The 18,580-nt window shown below is 62.3% G+C and carries 15 protein-coding genes and 1 tRNA gene; all 16 read right to left on the reverse strand.

Going from position 1 to position 18,580, the window contains the following annotated elements; translation table 11 throughout:
- Positions 1 to 465: 465 nt before the first annotated feature.
- A tRNA-OTHER gene (locus tag LIX15_RS01390) sits at positions 466 to 550 on the reverse strand.
- A 104-nt stretch (positions 551 to 654) separates the two neighbouring features.
- Positions 655 to 1,644 (reverse strand): NAD-dependent epimerase/dehydratase family protein, encoded by a 990-nt coding sequence (locus tag LIX15_RS01395; protein ID WP_227775725.1) that lies wholly within the window; start codon positions 1,642 to 1,644, stop codon positions 655 to 657.
- Complete coding sequence (locus tag LIX15_RS01400) at positions 1,641 to 3,227, reverse strand: alkaline phosphatase family protein (RefSeq protein WP_227775726.1); 1,587 nt, start codon at positions 3,225 to 3,227, stop codon at positions 1,641 to 1,643. The genes LIX15_RS01395 and LIX15_RS01400 overlap by 4 nt, the downstream gene beginning before the upstream one ends.
- 558 nt (positions 3,228 to 3,785) lie before the next feature.
- Positions 3,786 to 5,249 carry a flippase gene (locus tag LIX15_RS01405; RefSeq protein WP_227775727.1) on the reverse strand — a complete coding sequence of 488 codons (1,464 nt, stop codon included), beginning with the start codon at positions 5,247 to 5,249 and terminating at the stop codon, positions 3,786 to 3,788.
- A 24-nt stretch (positions 5,250 to 5,273) separates the two neighbouring features.
- The gene (locus LIX15_RS01410; RefSeq protein ID WP_227775728.1) at positions 5,274 to 7,070 is read right to left on the reverse strand and encodes a hypothetical protein; all 1,797 of its coding nucleotides are present in this window, start codon (positions 7,068 to 7,070) and stop codon (positions 5,274 to 5,276) included.
- Between the two features lie 25 nt (positions 7,071 to 7,095).
- Complete coding sequence (locus LIX15_RS01415) at positions 7,096 to 8,169, reverse strand: DUF354 domain-containing protein (protein WP_227775729.1); 1,074 nt, start codon at positions 8,167 to 8,169, stop codon at positions 7,096 to 7,098.
- Positions 8,169 to 9,251, reverse strand: a complete 1,083-nt coding sequence (locus LIX15_RS01420) for a glycosyltransferase (protein ID WP_227775730.1) — start codon at positions 9,249 to 9,251, stop codon at positions 8,169 to 8,171. Before LIX15_RS01420 ends, LIX15_RS01415 begins: the two co-directional genes overlap by 1 nt.
- Positions 9,248 to 10,321 (reverse strand): DUF354 domain-containing protein, encoded by a 1,074-nt coding sequence (locus LIX15_RS01425; protein WP_227775731.1) that lies wholly within the window; start codon positions 10,319 to 10,321, stop codon positions 9,248 to 9,250. The genes LIX15_RS01420 and LIX15_RS01425 overlap by 4 nt, the downstream gene beginning before the upstream one ends.
- A complete protein-coding gene (locus LIX15_RS01430; RefSeq protein ID WP_227775732.1) occupies positions 10,318 to 11,391 on the reverse strand; it encodes a GNAT family N-acetyltransferase in 1,074 nt (357 codons plus the stop codon). Before LIX15_RS01430 ends, LIX15_RS01425 begins: the two co-directional genes overlap by 4 nt.
- A 95-nt stretch (positions 11,392 to 11,486) precedes the next feature.
- Complete coding sequence (locus LIX15_RS01435) at positions 11,487 to 12,374, reverse strand: polysaccharide deacetylase family protein (protein ID WP_227775733.1); 888 nt, start codon at positions 12,372 to 12,374, stop codon at positions 11,487 to 11,489.
- Entirely contained in the window at positions 12,358 to 13,431 is a 1,074-nt protein-coding gene (gene wecB, locus LIX15_RS01440) for a non-hydrolyzing UDP-N-acetylglucosamine 2-epimerase (RefSeq protein ID WP_227775734.1), read from the reverse strand. Before wecB ends, LIX15_RS01435 begins: the two co-directional genes overlap by 17 nt.
- Complete coding sequence (locus tag LIX15_RS01445; RefSeq protein ID WP_227775735.1) at positions 13,428 to 14,459, reverse strand: glycosyltransferase family 2 protein; 1,032 nt, start codon at positions 14,457 to 14,459, stop codon at positions 13,428 to 13,430. Before LIX15_RS01445 ends, wecB begins: the two co-directional genes overlap by 4 nt.
- Positions 14,460 to 15,815 carry a nucleotide sugar dehydrogenase gene (locus LIX15_RS01450; RefSeq protein ID WP_227775736.1) on the reverse strand — a complete coding sequence of 452 codons (1,356 nt, stop codon included), beginning with the start codon at positions 15,813 to 15,815 and terminating at the stop codon, positions 14,460 to 14,462.
- Positions 15,812 to 16,789 carry a Gfo/Idh/MocA family protein gene (locus LIX15_RS01455; RefSeq protein ID WP_227775737.1) on the reverse strand — a complete coding sequence of 326 codons (978 nt, stop codon included), beginning with the start codon at positions 16,787 to 16,789 and terminating at the stop codon, positions 15,812 to 15,814. Before LIX15_RS01455 ends, LIX15_RS01450 begins: the two co-directional genes overlap by 4 nt.
- Positions 16,782 to 17,858 carry a DegT/DnrJ/EryC1/StrS family aminotransferase gene (locus LIX15_RS01460; RefSeq protein ID WP_227775738.1) on the reverse strand — a complete coding sequence of 359 codons (1,077 nt, stop codon included), beginning with the start codon at positions 17,856 to 17,858 and terminating at the stop codon, positions 16,782 to 16,784. Before LIX15_RS01460 ends, LIX15_RS01455 begins: the two co-directional genes overlap by 8 nt.
- The gene (locus tag LIX15_RS01465; protein ID WP_227775739.1) at positions 17,855 to 18,433 is read right to left on the reverse strand and encodes an acyltransferase; all 579 of its coding nucleotides are present in this window, start codon (positions 18,431 to 18,433) and stop codon (positions 17,855 to 17,857) included. The genes LIX15_RS01460 and LIX15_RS01465 overlap by 4 nt, the downstream gene beginning before the upstream one ends.
- Positions 18,434 to 18,580: the final 147 nt, after the last annotated feature.

Genomic DNA, 18,580 nt, shown 5'->3' on the forward strand with positions numbered 1-18,580 from the left:
GCCGACAAGGCCCGTAAGTGACTGTTCGACTTGCCACCGATTTCGGCAGGACGATTATCCGAGAACACTGTTGACCGAATTCGGCTTGGGTGGGCAAGCGGTGGCCTGCCCTCCCTGCGGTTCCTGGTGTCCTGAAAACGCTCCGCGTTTTCAGTGCTATGGAAAACTTCTTTTTTCCGTTTCAACGAGGGGGCGAAAAAAAGAGAGAGTGGCGAAGCCGCGAGTGACTGCGCGAGCGAGGGGCGGAGAAAATCGAAGATTTTCTCGGGTGAGCAAACCACCGTGTTTGCGAGCGACGAAAACCGGCGGTTTTCGAGTACCGCGAAAGACGCAGCCTTTCGCAGTCGTGACGTGGAGTCGTTGCGGTCACAATCTTTGTAGTCGTCGCTTCAAGAACTCACTCTCGATAATCTCGCCGAATCTCGAGTGTCGTTCTCACTCCTCGTATCCACTCGTCGCAGAAAACGGAAGGGGCGGGAGTCGAACCACGCGAAGCCTATCAGGCTCCCACCGACGAATCGGTGGTGCTCTACCACTGAGCCACCCTTCCACGATTAACACATTGGCAGGAACTATCTTTGTTATGGGCGGGCTGAAGACAGTTCGACGACAGCTTCGACGGCGATGACGAGACGAACTGCGGGCGAAATACTCTCAGACCGTCAGTTCGCCGACGAGCGCCCGAAGCCCTTCCGGGAGCGAAACCGTCGGCTCGTAGCCCAATCCCTCCCGCGCTCTTCGTAAGTCCGCCCTACTGTGGTCGATGTCGCCCTGTCTGGGTTCGACGTGGACGATGTCGGCGCTCGAATCGGTCGCGTTCCGAACCGCCTCCGCGAGCTCCCGAACCGTCACGCTCTCGCCGGTGCCGACGTTGAACGCCTCGCCGGTTCGGTCGGTGACTCCCGCACGGAGGTTTGCCTGCACCACGTCGGAGATGTGGACGAAATCCCGCGTCTGGGTGCCGTCGCCCTCGATGGTGATCTCCTCGCCTCTTTTTGCCTGCTCCATGAACACCCGGACGACGGCGCTGTACTCCGGATTCTGTCGCGGACCGTAGATGTTGAAGTACCGGAGAGCAACCGTTTCAAGCCCGTAGAGGTCGGAAAACCGCCGCGCGTACTGGTCGGCGACGAGTTTGTCGATGCCGTATGGCGAGGTTGGCGTCTTCCGCGCCGATTCCGAAATCGGCACCGACTCGGGGTGACCGTACACTGCCGCGCTGGAGGCGAGGACGACGCGCGCGTCCTCCCGCCGGGCGCAGTCGAGGACGACCAGCGACCCGTTGCCCGTGATGGCGTGGCTTCGAAGCGGGTGTTCTACCGACTGCTCAACGCTGACCATCGCGGCCTGATGGAAAACGGTATCGACGCCCGCCATCGCCTTTCGAACGGCTTTCGGGTCGCGCACGTCGCCTTCCACGATTTCCGCGTTCTCCGGAACGTTTTCGCGTTTTCCGGACGAGAAGTCGTCGAGAACGCGAACTTCATTGTCGGCAGTTAAGGCGTCTACGAGATGACTGCCGACGAATCCGGCACCTCCAGTGACAAGAACCGTTTGGCCACGCGGAGACGGAACATCTGTCGAACTCTCCGAGTCGCTCGAACTGTTCCAATAGTCGGAGTTGTTCGAGTCGTCACTACTCATTCCATGTACCCGAGTCCTCGGAGACGGTCTTCTACGTCGTCGAAGTCGGCTTCGACGGCCGTCGCGCTCCCGGCCTGTCCGTATTCGCGCTGTGAAACCGCCCGGCGCCCCGGTTTCGACCCGTCGTGGAAGATTTCTTTCAGCACGCGTCCGTCGGCGTCCGAGGGAACCGCCTCGTCAAGCGCGTGGAGAATCGTCGGAGCGACGTCGGTGACGCTGGCGTCGGTCGCGGTCGAACCGTGCTCGACGCTCGGCCCCCACGCGAGGAAGATTCCCTCCGGTCGGTGGCTGGCGACTTTGCTCCCGCTGTCCCTGAACACGTCCCTCGTCAGCGACACCGCGGTTTCGTACTCTTCCTTTCCTTTGACGACGAGATCGGGCGAATGGGGGTCGGTCGGGAACAGTTCGTCGCCGTCGTGAACGTCGAGGACGCGGTTTTCGGTTTGGGGGTCTGTCAGTCCTTCGAACAGCGAACGCAGGTCGCTTTTGATCGCGGGCACGTCCTCCGGCGCGACGACGCCGGGGTCGAACCGAATCGTGTCGTTGACGTAAACGTTGCCCGACCCGTGGGCGAACGCGACGGTGTCCTCGAATTCCACGTCGTAGAGGTTGTGTTCGCCGGGGACCTGCGCGGCGACCGTATCGACGACGGATTTGGGGAGGTGTTCGACCAGCGATTTCTCGCTCACGCCGAGTCGGGAGAGAAGTCCCTGAACGCGGTTTTTTGTGAGGCCGACGCGAACGAGTGCACCGCGAGTTCCGTCACCCCCCTTCCGCTGAAGGAGTCCTTCGCGTTCAAGCAGTGTGTTGAGGAAGACGAACCGAGAGATGGGGCCGAACCCGTGGTCGGAGACGATGAACAGCGCGGAATCTCGGCATTCTGCGTACTCCATCGCTTCGCCGAGGATTTCGTCCAGTTCGCGATAATGTTCGAGCAGAGCGTCTTCCTCCCAAATGAGGTGCTGAAGGCGGTCCGGTGCGGTGTAGACGAAAAAGAACAGTCGCCAGTCTTCGTCCATCAGCCGACCCATCAGCTTCCTGCGGGTTTCGAGCAGGGTGGAGAGTTCTTCCCGAAACTCGTCCGGTCGGTCGCGAAACTCGTCCCACGACAGGCCGATTCGGTAGTCCGGGATGGTTTCCTTCAGTTCCTTCCCGAACTCGGGTGGGTGTGTAAACCGTTCGTCCATCTCCGGCGTCATCATCCCGGTGACGACCGTCCCGTCGATTTCGCTGGCCGGGTAGGTCATCGGGACGTTGCCGACGACGGCGGGCGAGAGAATATCCCACAGTTCGGGTCGCCTCACGTCTGCACTGGTGTTCATTCGATGGGTGTACTCTCGCTCCAGATGCTGGAAGCCGTAGAGTCCGTGCTTGTCGGGCCACACCCCCGTCGCGATCGTCGGCCACGCGAGCGGCGTGGCGTCCGGTGTCGTGCTCGAAAGCGGGCCGGAGGCACCTTCCTCCATCACCCCCGCGAAATTCGGTAGCTTTCCTTCCTCTGTCCATCGGCGAATCAAGTCCCATGGGACGCCGTCCAGTCCGAGGACGAACGCCCGTTCCGGGTTCGCTGTTTCCATCGACATAGCTAAGGTCACCGGGGCAGACCGACCTGCCCGTGGCTCTGTCCCTTCGCAACACCGGGATTCGCTTTGTTATGGGCCGATTGCTATTTTCGCAGGTTCTTTTCGGAGAGATAGGGATGGACTGATTGGTTCGTCGTCCGCCGGTTACGCCCCTCCGAAGAATTCGTGGGGTGACCGCTGGTGTGGACGTTGCTACTCGATGTAGGCTCTGTCTACGACACCCTTACGCAGATTTTAGCGGCGACGTTCGATCTGTAGGTGTAAATTCGCCTTCCGTGGAGAAAAATTTGTTCCGATGAAGTGAAAATTACAACTGCCGACCGTCTGCCACGCCCGCGGAAGAACGAGCGACCGGAAGAGTGGATGATGAGCGTGGGCGCGGCGGACGCTTCGTGACCTCTGCGGTCGCGGTCGATTCTCTTCTCACAACCGTTGAGCTGTTGTGGTCGAGACGCTCATGAAGCCGTCGCGGTCGTAATCGCTCCTGTTCACACATCCACAGAATCAGCTTTCGCAGAAAGTCACGCAACGAATCCACCACTCGCCCATCCTCGCTATCTACGCGAGGGCGTTCAAAACACGCCGAACGTCCAGTAAACCGCTCGCCGTCGCGAGCCCCGCCCAGACGGCACCGCCCAACAGCACCACCGCGACCAGCGAAACTAACCCGGAAACGAACTGGAGCGAGGCGAACACGACCGCCGACATGGCGAGCGCGATGGCGCAGACGAACCCGATGTGGCGGAGCAGCCGCGGAATCGACAGCGACAGTTCGTGATGCACCACGGCGAGGTTGACCAGCACGTACACAGAGTGCGTCGCGACGGTCGCGAGGGCCGCGCCGACCGCGCCGAGGGAGGGGATGAGCAGGAGGTTGAGCCCGAAGTTCGCCGCGGAGGTTCCGCCCTTGGCCCACGCACGTTCCCTCGCCCTGCCGAGGTAGTCCAGCGCGTCGCTGGTGATGAGGGTTATCGCCTGCAAAACGGTGTACACGCCGAACACCTGGACGACCGGAATCGCCGCGGCGTAACTCGACCCGAACACTTGCGTCACGACGGGGTCGGCCACGAGAATCAATCCGGCGGCGGCAGGAACGTAGAGCAGGAGAACGTGCTGAAACGTCGTCTCGTACAATCTGGCCGCCGCGTCGCGTTCGTTTCCGGCCTTCTGCTCGCCATACGTCGGTGAGATGGTGAATCCGAGCGAGGACGCCGGAGCCTCGACGAACGCCGAGATAGTTTTTGCGAGGTGGTAGTACCCCGCCGCGGTTGCGCCGGCGATGCCGCCAACGAGGATTGTGTCGATGTATTTGTCGAGGACGTTCGCCCCCTGCGTCGCGGTGAGCGGCACGCTGTACCGTAGGAGCCGCCGATTCAGGCCGTCCTCCCGCTGTCCCACTGCGTGCGTCGTGTAGAATCTCCGGTAGAGGACGACCAGTCCGACGACCGTGGCCAACGCGTAGCTCAGGACGTACCCGACTACCGCGCCGACCGCGCCGCCGAGGACGACCACGCCGAGGACGACGAAAACGACGAGACTGAGGCTCCCCGTCGCTCTCGTTATCGCGCTCCACGTCACCCGGTTGTACCCCTGAAACACGACGACCGCGAACGTCGAGAGCGAGTACATCGCGATGTAGGCGCCACCGAACACCAACAACGGCGCGAGTTCGGGTTGATTGGCGATTCGAGCAATCGTGTCGGTGAAAACCGTGAACGCGACGAATACCAACACGATTGCGATGAGTCGGTATTTGAGCGCGGAGCGCAGGACGTGTGGCACCTGCCCGGGGTTGCGTTCGCGGTATTCGGTGACGTATCTGGCCGCCGATTTCGAGGTGCCGAGGTCCGCGAACAGACCCGCGACCCCGAACACCGCGAGGGCACTGCCGAGCAGGCCGTACTCCGTCGGCGTCAGCAGAAACCGGGTGAGGATAACCACCAGCAGTCCGTTCGCGGCGATGTGGACTGTTCGAGCGCCGAGCATCGCCTTGAAACCTTGCGCGAAACTTTTCGCATCCATTATTTGATAAATGTCACGTCGTCGTTATTCGATGTAATAGAGGTCGAAGCCGCCGCCCGACTGTACCCGCGAGACGCCGGAGTGGCTGTCGAGCGTTCTAAAGCCTTCTCTCGGGAATCGAAGGCCGCCGAAAACGTCGATTTCACGCTGTTTTGCCGAATCAGTTACCGGGAGATACCGCGGCTCTTCGAACGCCGTCGCGAGCCGTCTTGCGGTGAAATTCTCTCCCGTGGCGTTCAAATCGCTCCCGTAAATCGCCTGTCCGCGCCAACTCGCCTCCCTGCTCTCTTCGTACCCCAAAATCCCGTCCGAGTAGCGCTCTCCCGGCGACCGAAGCCCGGTGAACACTGCGTCCCCGCGATTGTCGAACGCGGTTTCGTACCCCGTCATCTGGGACTCCGAAACGTGGCCGGAGGCTTGGTACATATACGGCGAGTGGAACACCGTCAACAGCGAGAGGACCAGCAGGAACGCGAACAGTCCGCCCGCGAACATCGCGACCGGCCCGTCGTTCGGAACCCTCGTTTCGAGAGCGTCGACGCCGCGGGCCAGCGCGATACCGCCGAGAATCGTCACGGGAACCATCATGAAGCCAAGTATCCGAAAGTGGAACTGTCCCAAACTCGCGGCGAAAAACGCCCCGAAAAGCACCGTCAGGGGAATCATACCGACCGCGACGTACTTGCTGAACGCGCTCGCGTCAGTTCCGCGAACTCGGTCGAGCAGGCCGCCGAGCATGAAGATGCCAGCGAAGAGGCTGAACAGCACTCCGACGAGAAACAGTTTCATGAACAGCAGCCGGATGCTCCCGCCGAGTTGCGAGAGGCTCGCCGCGGCATTCGTGGTATCGGTCGCCGCGGCGGGGTTTTCGAAGAGGCTCGTGATGAGCGCAGTTACCGTCCCGCCCGACCGCTCGTGGAGGGGCGTCCAGGCCAGAAACGCCAGCGCGAGAAACACGGTCTGTCCGTACAGCGTGCGGTGGCGGGCGATTGCGTGCCCGTTTCGGAACAGTCGATAAACGAACTGAACGACGACCACGCCGCCGAACAGCAAGATTGCGTTCGCGGCCTGTTGAGGATGAACGAAGACGATAGCGATTGAGGCCAGCGCGAGCAGCGTTCCCGCGGATGAGCCGAGCAGGGGCAACCGACTTCCGTCGGTTGCCGTGACGTACTTCGCCAGCAGGAAGATGACGAACGGGAGGAACATTATCGCCTGCGAGGTCGGATGCGGCATGGCGAAGACGCTGATAGCGTTGATGGGCAACAGTAAGAATCCCGCCAGCGCGGCGAACGTCACGGCGCGGTCATCGTCCGCTATGACCCGCGCCGAAAGCGGGACGAACAGCAAGAAGACGAGGACGAACGCCGACACCATCACTAACAGCGCTCGTCGAAGCGGCAGTCCGGTGAGTTCGCTGATGACGACGGCGACGGTGTGCGTGCCGGGATACAGCAGTTCGTATGGTTCCATCGTCCCCAAGACGATATCCCGCGCCCAGCCGAGGTGCGTCAGCGAATCTCCCGCTCCGTAGAAGTGATAGCCTCGTATAACCGGGAGCGAGGCGACGGACAAGACGCTCATCCCGCCGAGAGCGAGCGCGAGCGAGCGATACCAGTCGGGTGCGGACACCGCGACGGCGACGCCGGTCAGGAGAGCGAAGCCGATTCCGACCCAAAAGAGCGCGGGCGTCCCCCGATAAATCGATAGTTCGTACGCCCGCGCGGGCGACTCGTGTGCCACGAGAACGCCCGCAGTGAGCGCCAGAAAACCGAGAACGAGGGCGCTTTTCTCCAGTCTGTGTGTAACAGTTCGTGCCATTCACTCGTCTCCCGCGTCGGCGCTTTCACCCTTTGTTATGGACTCCCTGTCCGAATCGATCCGGACGCTGTCCGCGTCCGGACCGAACGAGCAGTTCGGTTGCATAGCCAGTCACGTCGATTTTGTCCTCAATGAGCCGTTCTCGACGATGCTCGAACGTCTCGCGGTCTGCGTCGCGAACGAGGGATTTCGACTTTTCCACGGCGTCGCGGTCGTCCGCCGTCGAGTAGAGCAGTCCGTATTCGGCCAGTTCGAGGAAGTTCGTCATGTCATCCGCTCCGGCGAACGACTGCGCTCTAACCGCAGGAGTGCCGATAACCGCGGCCTCCGTCGCCATCGTTGCTGAATCGCCGACGTAGAGGTCGGCGAAGGCGAGCAGGTCGTGGACGAGATGCGGCGGAACCGGAAGTTGGTACTCCGCGAACTCCGCCGGGAGCGGAGACTCGCTCGTGACGTACACGTTGCCGTGGTCGGAGAGAAACGAAACGAGGTCGCGTTTCGCGTCGTGTGAAAAGCCGTTCTGACCGACGTCGTGCAGTGCAGACCACTGACGAAACCGCACGAGGAAGAAGGGCTCTTCGGGATTTACGCCGTGTTCTCGCAGACTGTCCGGATTCGGCGTGAACCGCTTCGGATGCAGGTACGCCAGTTCGTGATAACCGTCGTAGCGAACGTGGTTCGCGCCGAAATCGTCCCGGAACTTCCGGGGCGTACAGATGACGTGCGCTAGCGGCGTCGTGAGTCGATGTGACTGTGCGCCTTCGTTGTCTATCCAGACCACGCTTCGCGCGCCGACCAGGGGGGCGACGTGCGACACCGCGACGCCGCCGATTGCGGTCATCACGTCGGGGCGAATCCGCATAGCTTCGTGGAGCAGTCGCGCCTCATAAGTGGCTTGGACGCGGGCCAATCCCGTGAGCGAATCCGCCTTCCCGGCGAGAACCGTGTGCTCGATGTCGTAGTGCTCGAGCAGATCGAGCGCGATGTCTTTGTCGCGGGCGAAGACGTGAACGTCGTGTCCGTCCGACGACAGAGACGTGATGACGTGGCGATAGAAGTGAACGTGAGCCGGATGCTGTATGGTGATGATGACGTTCATTAGAGTACTGTCTCGTAGACGCCGCGAATTCGTTCTCCCATCCGTTCGAGGCTGATGTCCAGGACGTTCTCGCGCCCGTTCGACCGACGGGGCTCGGCGAGTACGTCCACCAATCCAGCGACGAGTTCGTCGTCCGAGGAACAGACGTGTGAGGGCGATACATCGGCCAATCGGTCGCGCACGTCACCCACGTCCGTCGTCACGACCGGCAGGTTGCAGGCCATCGCCTCCTTGACGGAGTTCGGCGACCCCTCGCTTTTCGAGGGGAGCAACAGCACGTCCGCGGCGTTGTAGTAATCAGCCATCTCCTCGTGCGCGACGCCGAACACGCTTTGGAGTTCGACCTCTCCGTCCACTCGGTTTGCGGCTTCGGCAACGACTCGTTCCGCCCGCGGGAAATCCTTCACTTCGCGAGTGGGTGGATACGGAAAGAGAACGTGTTTTTTCGTTTCGTTCCAGCCGACTTCCGCGCGCGCCGTCGATTTCAGCATCGGCGCGAACCGCGAAAGGTTGATGCCGTGGGGAATGACGTGGCAGTCACAGCCGAGTTCGTCGGCCATTCCCTCGGACATCACGATAACCGCATCGCAGTGGCGGGCGCAGCGTTTGCTTAGCCACCCGTACTCACCGAGGAGGTCGGATCCCCACAGCGAGAGGACGACCGGTAACCGCGGTTGGGCGAGCGCCATCGGTGCGGTGAGTCCGTAGTTCGCGTGAATCAGGTCGTATTCACCCAGCGAGTTCCGCATGACGGTCGGAAAAAAGCGCAGGTAATCCGCCGGCGACCGTCGAGTCACCGAGTCGTCGCGAGCGCGGTGAACGCCGGTCGGGGAGAGCGTTTCCCCTCGGACGTCGTATTCGCGGAGAATCCGAAGCTGCTCGTCAAAAAAGCGTGCGTCTGCGTTCGTCACGAGGTTCAGCACTCGTAGCGAGGATTCCGTGTCAGTACGTGATTGCATAGCTCCCCTCGTCACAGTGGCGGAAAACTCGCCGGAGAACCGTTTTGTTATCCGCCGCTTTATCGACTCGTCCAGCGCAACAGGCCGGTCGTACCCGCCACCCGGAAACCCGTTCCCCGTCATCGTCTCGACACCGCCGCGGTCCGCGCTATCGATTTCGTCGTCGGGACGTCCTTCGTCGCAACGTCCACGATAACCTCGGTCAGATTCACTTTGTCCGCGAGGTACTCGTCGCGTCGCTCGCGGAGACGCCCCTTCGCGGAATCGTCCGCGAGGATGGCGAGCGACCGGGACAGCACGTCCTCGAAGTCGCGGAAGTTGTCGATCAGTCCCTCGCGTTCGAGTTCGAGGAAGTTCCCCATGTCCGACTCGCCGACAAAGGAGTTCGACCGAATAGCGGGCGTTCCGAGCAGCGCGGCCTCCGTCACCATCGTCTGCGTGTCCGCGACCAACAGGGACGCTTCCGCCAGCGCATCGTGGAGCAGGGCCGGGTGGAGGGTGAACGACCGGGAGTCGCCGGGGGCTGGATTCCCACCCTCGTCCGAAACGAAAACAGTCGCACGTTCCGACAGGACGGAAACGAGTTTTCGCCGCTTTTCGGGCGTGAATCCCGAGTGGCCGACGTCGTGGTGTGACCCGAAGGCGTTGAATCGGACGATTGCGAACTCCTCGTCCGGTTCGACGCCCAACCGTTTTCGAATGGTCGGGTCGGGTTCGTACACGTCGGGGTGGAGATAAGCGAGCTCCTTGAAGCCGCGGAACTCGTAATGTTTCGTGCCGAGGTCTTTCCCGAACGTGTGGGGGGTCAGGAACGTACTCACGAACGGACGGGAGACGGCGTGGTCGATGGTCGTCGGTTCCGAATCCGCGACGACGACGACCGGGGTTCGCGTGAGTGCCCCGGCGTGGGCCGCGTACGACCCGACGCCGAAGATGAGGTCAGGGTCGTACTGCCGTGCGCGACGGAAGATTTCGAAGTAGTGTTCCGGCAGTTCGCGGAACAGCGAGAACATCGTCGTCCCGCACTCCCCGTAAATCTCGTGGGGCAGGTCGTGATACTCCAGCAGGGCGCGCGTGCAGCCGTAATCGCGCCCGAGGACGAGTACGTCGTGTCCACGCTCGCGCAACGCCTCCACCGCGTGTCGATAGAGGTGAACGTGCGCGGGCGTGTTGGTGAAAAACAGGTACTTCATCCCCTGACGAACTGGTAGGCTCGTTTCGCCGCGTCCATGGTTCTACCGCTCGATTCGACGAGGTAGTAGGGAACGAGGTCGGCCCCGAACTTCGCCTTGTACCGGCAAAGACGTTCCGTGTTCGCCCCCATCAGATCGTAGGTCGTTACCGACTCGACCGGCGACCCCGACACGATGTCCTCGATGATGTGCCAGTGGACGAGGCTGTTCACGCTGGTTCCCTCGTAGACGGCCCGCGCACCGCCCTGCCAGAAGTACGCCGCGTCGTTGGAGTAGAGAACCGTGATTCCGCTCAGGTAGTTGCCGGACGAATCGCGGGCGACGTAGGTCTGGGCGTGCTCGTCCAGACCTTCCCAGAGGTCGCGGACGTAGTCCCACGACAAGCCGAGCGTTTCGCCCTGCTCGTCGTATCGGTCGACAGTGTCCGTATACACTTCGCGCGCACCCTCGATTCCCTCTCTTCCGACGCTCACTTCCAACTCCTTCGCGTCCCGAATCTCCCGTCGAAGACTCTTGCTGAACGACTTTTTCACCGCATCCGCAGTCATCGACTCGAGGTTCAGGTGGTACGTGAAGTACGGTTCTACGTCCAAATCGCCCCAAACGTAGGGACGCGGGTCTCCGTAGGCGGTTCCGCAGAGCATTCGAAACAGAGTCAGTCCGGACTCCATCTGCTCGCCAACGCGCTGTGCGACCGGGGAATCGAATCCGACACGGGCGAGTTGCGCCGTGTAGTCGGTCCGAATTCGGTCGAGAACCGTCTCGGTGAACTCGCGGTTTACTTTCTCCTGCTTTCGCCGTTTCGGACTCGTCGGCATCAGAATCGGCCCGAGTCGCGGTATCGCCAGCCCCGGCGGCGGCGAGAGCGCGGCGGTTCCGAGCGGGCCGTTCCGGACGACGACCGGAAGCAGGGCAATCGCTTGCTGTCCTTTGAACCCTCCGTACAGGCGGAGTTCACCTGCCGTGTGGCGCTCGACTGCGGCGAGCGCTTCGGGGAGGTGAAACACCTCGAATCCGCTTGCGGGGAGGTGGTCTTCCCATTCGTCGAGGTCTAAACGTTCGACTCTCATTCGTCTCGCCAGTCGATAGTGCCGGTTTTCACTTTGTTATCCCCCACCTGTCGGCAAAAAGGAGCGCTGGAAATCGCGTCAGGTGGTGGTTACGGTCAGCGTAGGTTCGCCGTGCCGGTCGGTTTTTGAGTCACGGGTGAAAGCCGGTCACAAAGGTCGCCTGGCGGACCGACCCACGCACCGCGTTCCAGCGCACCCTCGATGAATTTCCGATACAGTCGGCGGTGACCGGGGAACTCGTCCGCGAACATCCGAGGATGCCAGAGAATCGTCATCACCGCGTCGTTTTCGGCGGCTTCGTCCAGCAGTTGCTCGCAGGTTTCCCACGCGTCGTCGAACGCCGTTCCGGGGTCGGCCACTGCGATGTCCATCATCGTCAGCGGGAAGACGAGGAAATCGTCGTCGAAGGGTCGTTTCGCCTCGTAGCCGTGTTGGAAGCCGTACTCGCTGCTCGACCCGAGCGTCGCGTCGTAGCTCAGCCCGATTTCGCGGTGATGGTCCCACGTCGATTCGGCGCGATTCAGGTGGTGCTGCCGACCGCCGCGAATCCGATGTCCCAACGCGGCTTCGAGCGCGGTTTTCTGCTCGCGGAGCGCGTCGGGATTGTCGTAGGAATCGTACGAGCCGTGAAGCCCGATTTCCCAGCCACCGTCGTCCAACTCGTGAAGTACGTCCAGAATGTCGGTGTCGAACAGGTCGTAGCGCCCCAGATGCTCTATCCAGTAGCGCGGCGTGAGCCACTCGTTCGGCGGCTTCTGGAAGATCGATTCCTCCTGAAGGAAGTAAAATGCCGAGCGAACGCCCAGCGACTCCTCCAGTTCCATGATTTCCTCGAACTGCCACCACGGGTTGACACCCGGCAACAGTCCCTTGAGATGGCGAAAATCTCTCTTCGAAAATGCGTAGTAGGGGGCCTGTAACCCCTTGTACGGTCGGTCAACGTCGTGTGTTAAGCAAAGTTCGAACTCATATCCCGGTAGCATTGGCAAGCACCTCCACGATCCGTTCAGCAGCGTTCCCGTCGCCGTACGGCGTGGGCTTCTCGTTCGGTTTCGTCGCATCGCGCATCGCACGCCGAATCGCGTCCCCGTCGGCACCGACCAGCGTGTTCCACCCGCTTTCGACCGTCTCGACCCATTCCGTTTCCTCGCGGAGCGTGACGCACGGCGTGTCGAGGAAGAACGCCTCCTTTTGCACGCCGCCGGAGTCCGTCGTCACGACCGACGCCGAATCCAACAGGGCGACGAACTGGCGATAGCCGACGGGGTCGGTGAGCGTCAACTCGCGCTCGGCCCGTTCGTACAGATCGAACGCTTCGAGGAACCCCACGGTTCGCGGATGGGCGGGAAGGACGACCCGCCGCGGGTCGTCCGCTAGCGCGTCGATAATGGCTTCCAGGCGCTCCGGGTCGTCGGTGTTCGTGTCGCGGTGAACCGTCGCGAGGACGAACTCCTCGCCTCTCACGCCGAAATCCGAAAGAACGCTTTCGTCGGCCCGTTCCCGAGCCCACAGCAAGGCGTCGTACCCCACGTCGCCCGTGAAGTGAACGCCGTTCGTGATCCCTTCGCGTTCGAGGTTGTCGAGGGCGTCCGGTGAGGGCGCGAGCAGGAGATCGCCACCGTGGTCGGTGAGGACGCGGTTCGTCTCCTCCGGAATGTCGCTTCCGCTCCGCATTCCGGCCTCGACGTGGGCGAGGAGCGGTTCCATCTTCGACGCCGCGATGGCCGCCGCGAGCGTCGAGTTAGTGTCGCCGTACACGAGCACCACGTCGGGGTTCTCGTCTTCGATTCGCGCTTCGAGTCCGGCAAGCATTTCCGCGGTCTGTGTTCCGTGCGTTTTCGATCCCACGCCGAGGTTGTAGTCCGGGCGCGGAATCGACAGTTCCTCGAAGAACACCTCGGACATCTCCTCGTCGTAGTGTTGGCCGGTGTGAACGAGGACTTCCTCGTGCTCGTTTTGGTGGTCGTTCCGGAGTTCGCGAGAAACGACGGCGGCCTTCACGAACTGCGGGCGCGCACCGACGACGGTTAGCAGTTTCATTCGTCGCGAACCTCCGCGTCGTCGTGCGCTTTCCACTCGTCCCGTATCTCTCCGTGAACCTCCAACTCGTCGCGCACCCCCAGCCCTTCGTTCGCCTGCCTGTCGAACGTCATCGCGAGGACGAGACAGAGCCCGCCGAGGAGCGTCGCCGAAAGGCCGTCGCTCGTTTCGCGCCGGTTTCGGAGCAGGGTGAGCAGGCCCGCGCCCGTCCCCACCGCTCCGAGGCCGTACAAAAACGCGAGGGGGTGAAAATCCCTGACGAGGTACTTCGCCTTCAGTCGCCAGAGGAACCCCCACAACAGCAGCGCGGAGAGTTTCGGCACGAACGTCGAGTACCGAATCGTGCTTCGTTCGTCGCCGTACACCGCGGGCATGGTCACGTCGGCGACCCGCATGTCGTGGACGTTCAGCCGAACCAACAGGGCGTTGGCGAAGCCGTAATCGTCGTACACCGACTCGATATCCAGCTCGGAGAGCGCCCGAGCGGAAATCGCCGTGTAGCCGTTTTGCGGGTCGACCATCCCCCAGTAACCGCTGGCGGCCTTCGTGAGGAAGGTGAGAAGCCAGTTGCCGAAACTCCGCCACGCCGACATCCCTTCGCGGAATCCCGGCGTCGAAAGCCGATTTCCTTTCGCGTAGTCGGCCCGGCCGTCTACGACCGGTTGGATGACGCGGGCCAACATGTCGGGTTCCATCTGGCCGTCACCGGCCATCACTGCCGTCACGTCGATTCCTTCCTCCCGAGCGCGACAGTAGCCGGTTTTGATGGCCGCGCCGACGCCCCGATTCTCCGAGTGTCGAATCGGGACGACCAACTGGTCGAACGGTGCGCTCTCCGACCCGCCGTCCGTAATCGGAACGGTTCGCCCGGCGTGGGCGCGGATTTCGTCCCACGTTCCGTCGGTCGAGCAGTCGTCCACGGCGTACACCCTATCGACGAACTCGGGCACGGTGTCGATGACGCGCCCGACCAACCCTTCCTCGTTGTACGCCGGAACCACGACGGCGACGGTGTGTCCCTCGTACATTCAGTCACCTCCGATGGTGTAGACGCGGTGGTCGGTCCACGACAGGTCGAGGGCGTTCCGGCCGTCCACGACCACCATCGGGTCGAATCCGGCCCAGTCGATTCCCGCGAACTCGTCGTGGTCGGTGACGAGGACGACGGCGTCGAACTCGCGTTCGGCGAGGGATTCGAGCGCGACGAGCGTCGCGTCGAATCCCGAGGCGTCGTCCAACATGGGGTCAACCGCGAACACATCCGCACCGCGCTCGGTGAGGTCTGCACAGATGGGTCCGGCGGGAGTCGCCCGCGTCTCCTCGACGCCCGAACGATACGTCAGTCCGAGGACGAGCACCCGCGAGTCGGAAACCGATTTTCTCTCCTCGGCCAGCAGTTCCGCGGTCTTTTCGACCGTGAAGGCAGGCATGGAATCGTTCACCTCACGAGCGGTTCGAAGGAGCGGAAAGTCCGCGTCGAACTGCTCGATGAGGAAGTACGGATAGTACGGGATACAGTGGCCTCCGACGCCAGGCCCCGGTTTATGGAGATGACAGAACGGTTGAGTGTTCGCCGTCTCTATCGTACCGTTGACGCTGATTCCGGCGTCGTCGGCGATGACGGCCAGTTCGTTGGCCAGCGCGATGTTCACGTCGCGGTAGACGCCTTCGAACACCTTCACCGCCTCCGCCGTCGTCGCGTTCGGCACCGAAATGACCTCGTTGTCGGTAAGTTCGCCGTACACGAGTTCCGCGACGCGGGTGCTTTCGTCGTCCACGCCGCCGACGACTTTCGGGTAGGCTCCGCGAATATCCTCCAAGGCCCGCCCGCTGGACGTTCGTTCCGGACAGACTGCGACGCCGAACTCCTCGCGCGAAAGATCGCTTTCGCGCTCCAACAGTGGGAGCAGTTCGTCGCGGGTCGTTCCCGGCGGAACCGTGCACTCGACCACGACGAGGTCGCCCGGTTCGAGACCCTCCGCGATGGATTCGGCCACCGACTGCAGGATGGCGAGGTCGGGTTCGTTAGAATCCGTAATCGGCGTCGGTACGATGACGACGTGAACCGCGGCTTCGTGCGCCGCTCTCGTCGGCGATTCGACCGCCAGGAGCGCCCCCGCTTCGACCGTCTCGGAGACGAGTTCGTCGAGTCCGGGTTCGCGTTTGACGTGGCAGTCGCCTCGGTTAATCGCCGCCACCACGTCTGGGTCGATGTCCGCGCCGACGACGTTGCCGCAGGTTTCCGCGTACACCGCCGCGAGCGGCAGACCCATCTTGCCGAGTCCGTACACCGCGACCGGAACGTTTCCCGACCGGAACGCTTCGCGTTGGTCGTCGGCAGGTGAGTCGCTGCCGTAGAGCGTCTGTGCTTCTCGCAGACTCACCCGAGATGCACCTCCTGTTCGCGGAGTCCGGAGGCCAATCCGTCTATTTCTCGCGCGACTTCCAGGACGCGAAGGCCGTCCTCGCCGGTCACGACCGGCGTCGAACCCGTGGTCACACTACGGACGAACGACCGAAGCTCGTTTTTCAGCGGTTCGCCGTTTTCGACCGTCGGCCGTTCGACGATGCTCTCGTGGCGGTAGCGCAGGTCGCCGTTTTCTTCGATGTACTCCGGCATGGAGTGGCGATGAATCTCCACCGACTGGTTCGTGTAATCGACGTTCACCCGGCACTCCTTCGCCGTAATCGAAAGTTTTCGGATTTTTTCTTGGGTCACGCGACTCGCCGTCAATCCGGCGACGACGCCGCCCTCGAACTCGATGTTCGCGCTGGCGTAGCGATTGTCCTGCGTTCCAACCGCCGCCACCGAAGCGATATCGTCGTCCACGATGGAGAGCAAGACGTCCAGGTCGTGAATCATCAAGTCCATCACTGCGCTCACGTCCACGGCCCGGTCTTCCGGCGGCGGGCCGAGTCGCTGGGCGTCGATAGCGATGATGTCGAGTTCGGAGACGATTTCCGAGAGGGTTCGAATCGCCGGGTTGAACCGCTCGATGTGTCCGACCTGTATCGTGACGCCTGCGTCTTCTGCGCGCACGAGCAGGTCGCGGCCCTCGTCCGGTTCGGCCACGAACGGTTTTTCGACGAGGATGTGAACGCCCCCCTCGATACATCGTTTCGCCGTCTCGTAGTGGTAGGGCGTCGGAACCGCGATGGAAACGATGTCCGCCTCGCGGATCGCGTCCTCCATGGTCACCGCCTGCGACCCGTGGTCGCGGGCGGCCTCGGACGCTCGTTTTTTGTCCACGTCGTGGATGCCGACGAGGTTCACTTCCGGTAACTCGCTGTAGACGCGGGCGTGATGGCGACCCATGCTCCCGACGCCGATAACTGCCGCGTTGATTGATTCACTCATAACTCGTGATAGCAGATGCAATCGTTCGCACGTCGTCGCTCGACAGCCCCGGATGAATTGGGAGCGAAAGCACTTCGTCCGCAGCTCGCTCCGAAATCGGGGCGTCGTGTTCGACGTGTCGGTACGCTGGCTGTTCGTGGATGGGCGTCGGATAGTAAACGCCGGTTCCGACCCCCATCGATTCGAGATGTCGTTTCAGACCGTCGCGGTCATCCGTGCGCACGGTGTACTGATGGTAAACGTGCCGGTGCCCGTCCGGTTCGACCGGCGTCGTCACGGACGACCCTCGAAGTCGGTCGGAAAGATACGCCGCGTTCGCACGGCGGGTTTCGTTGTACTCCGGCAGCCGCGACAACTGCACGCGACCGATGGCTCCCGCCATGCTCGTCATCCGGAAGTTGTGGCCGAGACGGACGTGGTCGTATCCACCCCCCGCGGTTCGACCGTGGTTGATGAAGCTCGCCGCGCGCTCGGCTACGTCCCGGCGATCGGTCGTCACCATCCCTCCTTCCCCAGTCGTCATATTTTTCGTCGGGTAGAAGGAGAAACAGGCCGCGTCGCCGAACGACCCGACCGGTTGCCCGTCGAACGCCGCGCCGTGCGCTTGGGCGGCGTCCTCGATGAGCGCGATGTCGTGCGTTTCGGCGATATCTTGGAGATGACCCATCTCCGCCGGCAAACCGTAGAGGTGAACCGGGAGGATGGCGTCCGCCTCGTGCTCCCGGACCGCTTCCTCCGCGGCGTAGGGGTCTAACGTGTACGTCGCCGGATCGATGTCGGCGAACACGGGTTCCGCCCCGGCCAGCCGAATCGCGTTCGCGCTGGCGATGAACGAGAACGGCGAGGTGACGATCGTATCTCCCTCACCGATATCCAAGGCGGCGAACGCGGCGTGGAGGGCGGTCGTCCCGTTGCTCGCTGCGACACCGAATTCCGTGCCGCAGAAATCGGCGAACTCCGATTCGAACTTCCGAACTTCGGGACCGTCCGCCAACTGCCCGTTTTCGAGACAGGCGACTGCCGACTCGATTTCCTCCGCTCTCAATTCAGGGTCGGCGATGGGAATCAAATGTCGTTTCCTCCTTTCAGCGATTCGGGAAGCGGACGGTGTTCGGCGGGTGCGCCGACCGCCAGCGTTCCAGGAGGAACGTCGTCTATCACGACGGCACCCGCCGCGACGAACGAGCCTTCGCCGACCGTGACGCCGGGAAGGAGCGTGGCGTTCGCGCCGATTGAAACGTCGTCTTCGATCGTCGGCCCTTCGAGTTCGAACGAGCGCCGAATCGGGTATCGGTCGTTGGTGAACGTCGCCGACGGCCCGACGAACACCCTATCCCCGATGGTGGTGTTCGTCGGAACGTAGACGTTCGTCTGCATGCTCACGCGGGAACCGATTGTCGTCTGCCCGTCGATGACCGTGTTCGTTCCGACGATGACCTCGTCGCCGATACTCGTTTCCTCTCGAACGAGCGCGCCGTGCCCGGTCGTGAATCCGTCGCCAATCGTTACGTCGTCGTAGATGACGGTTCCCGACCGGATGGTCGCGTCGTCGCCGATAACCGGTTCAGCCGAATCCTCCGAGTAGGCGTAGCCAACGGTTGCATCCGGGCTGACGCTCCTGTCTCGACTTTGTGGTTCGGTCACCGGTGGCCACCCCTGTCGGGACACGGGACGCAGGGCGTGTCAGTGGTTAGTAGTGAGTTCATAGGTTGGGTCGTGGATAGCCCGTTTCGGCCGAGAGATCGGCGAACGGGCGTTATTCCCTTCATGCCTACCTGTCCTCTTTGTTAT

Source organism: Haladaptatus pallidirubidus (assembly GCF_020700235.1).
Taxonomy (GTDB): Archaea; Halobacteriota; Halobacteria; order Halobacteriales; family Haladaptataceae; genus Haladaptatus; species Haladaptatus pallidirubidus.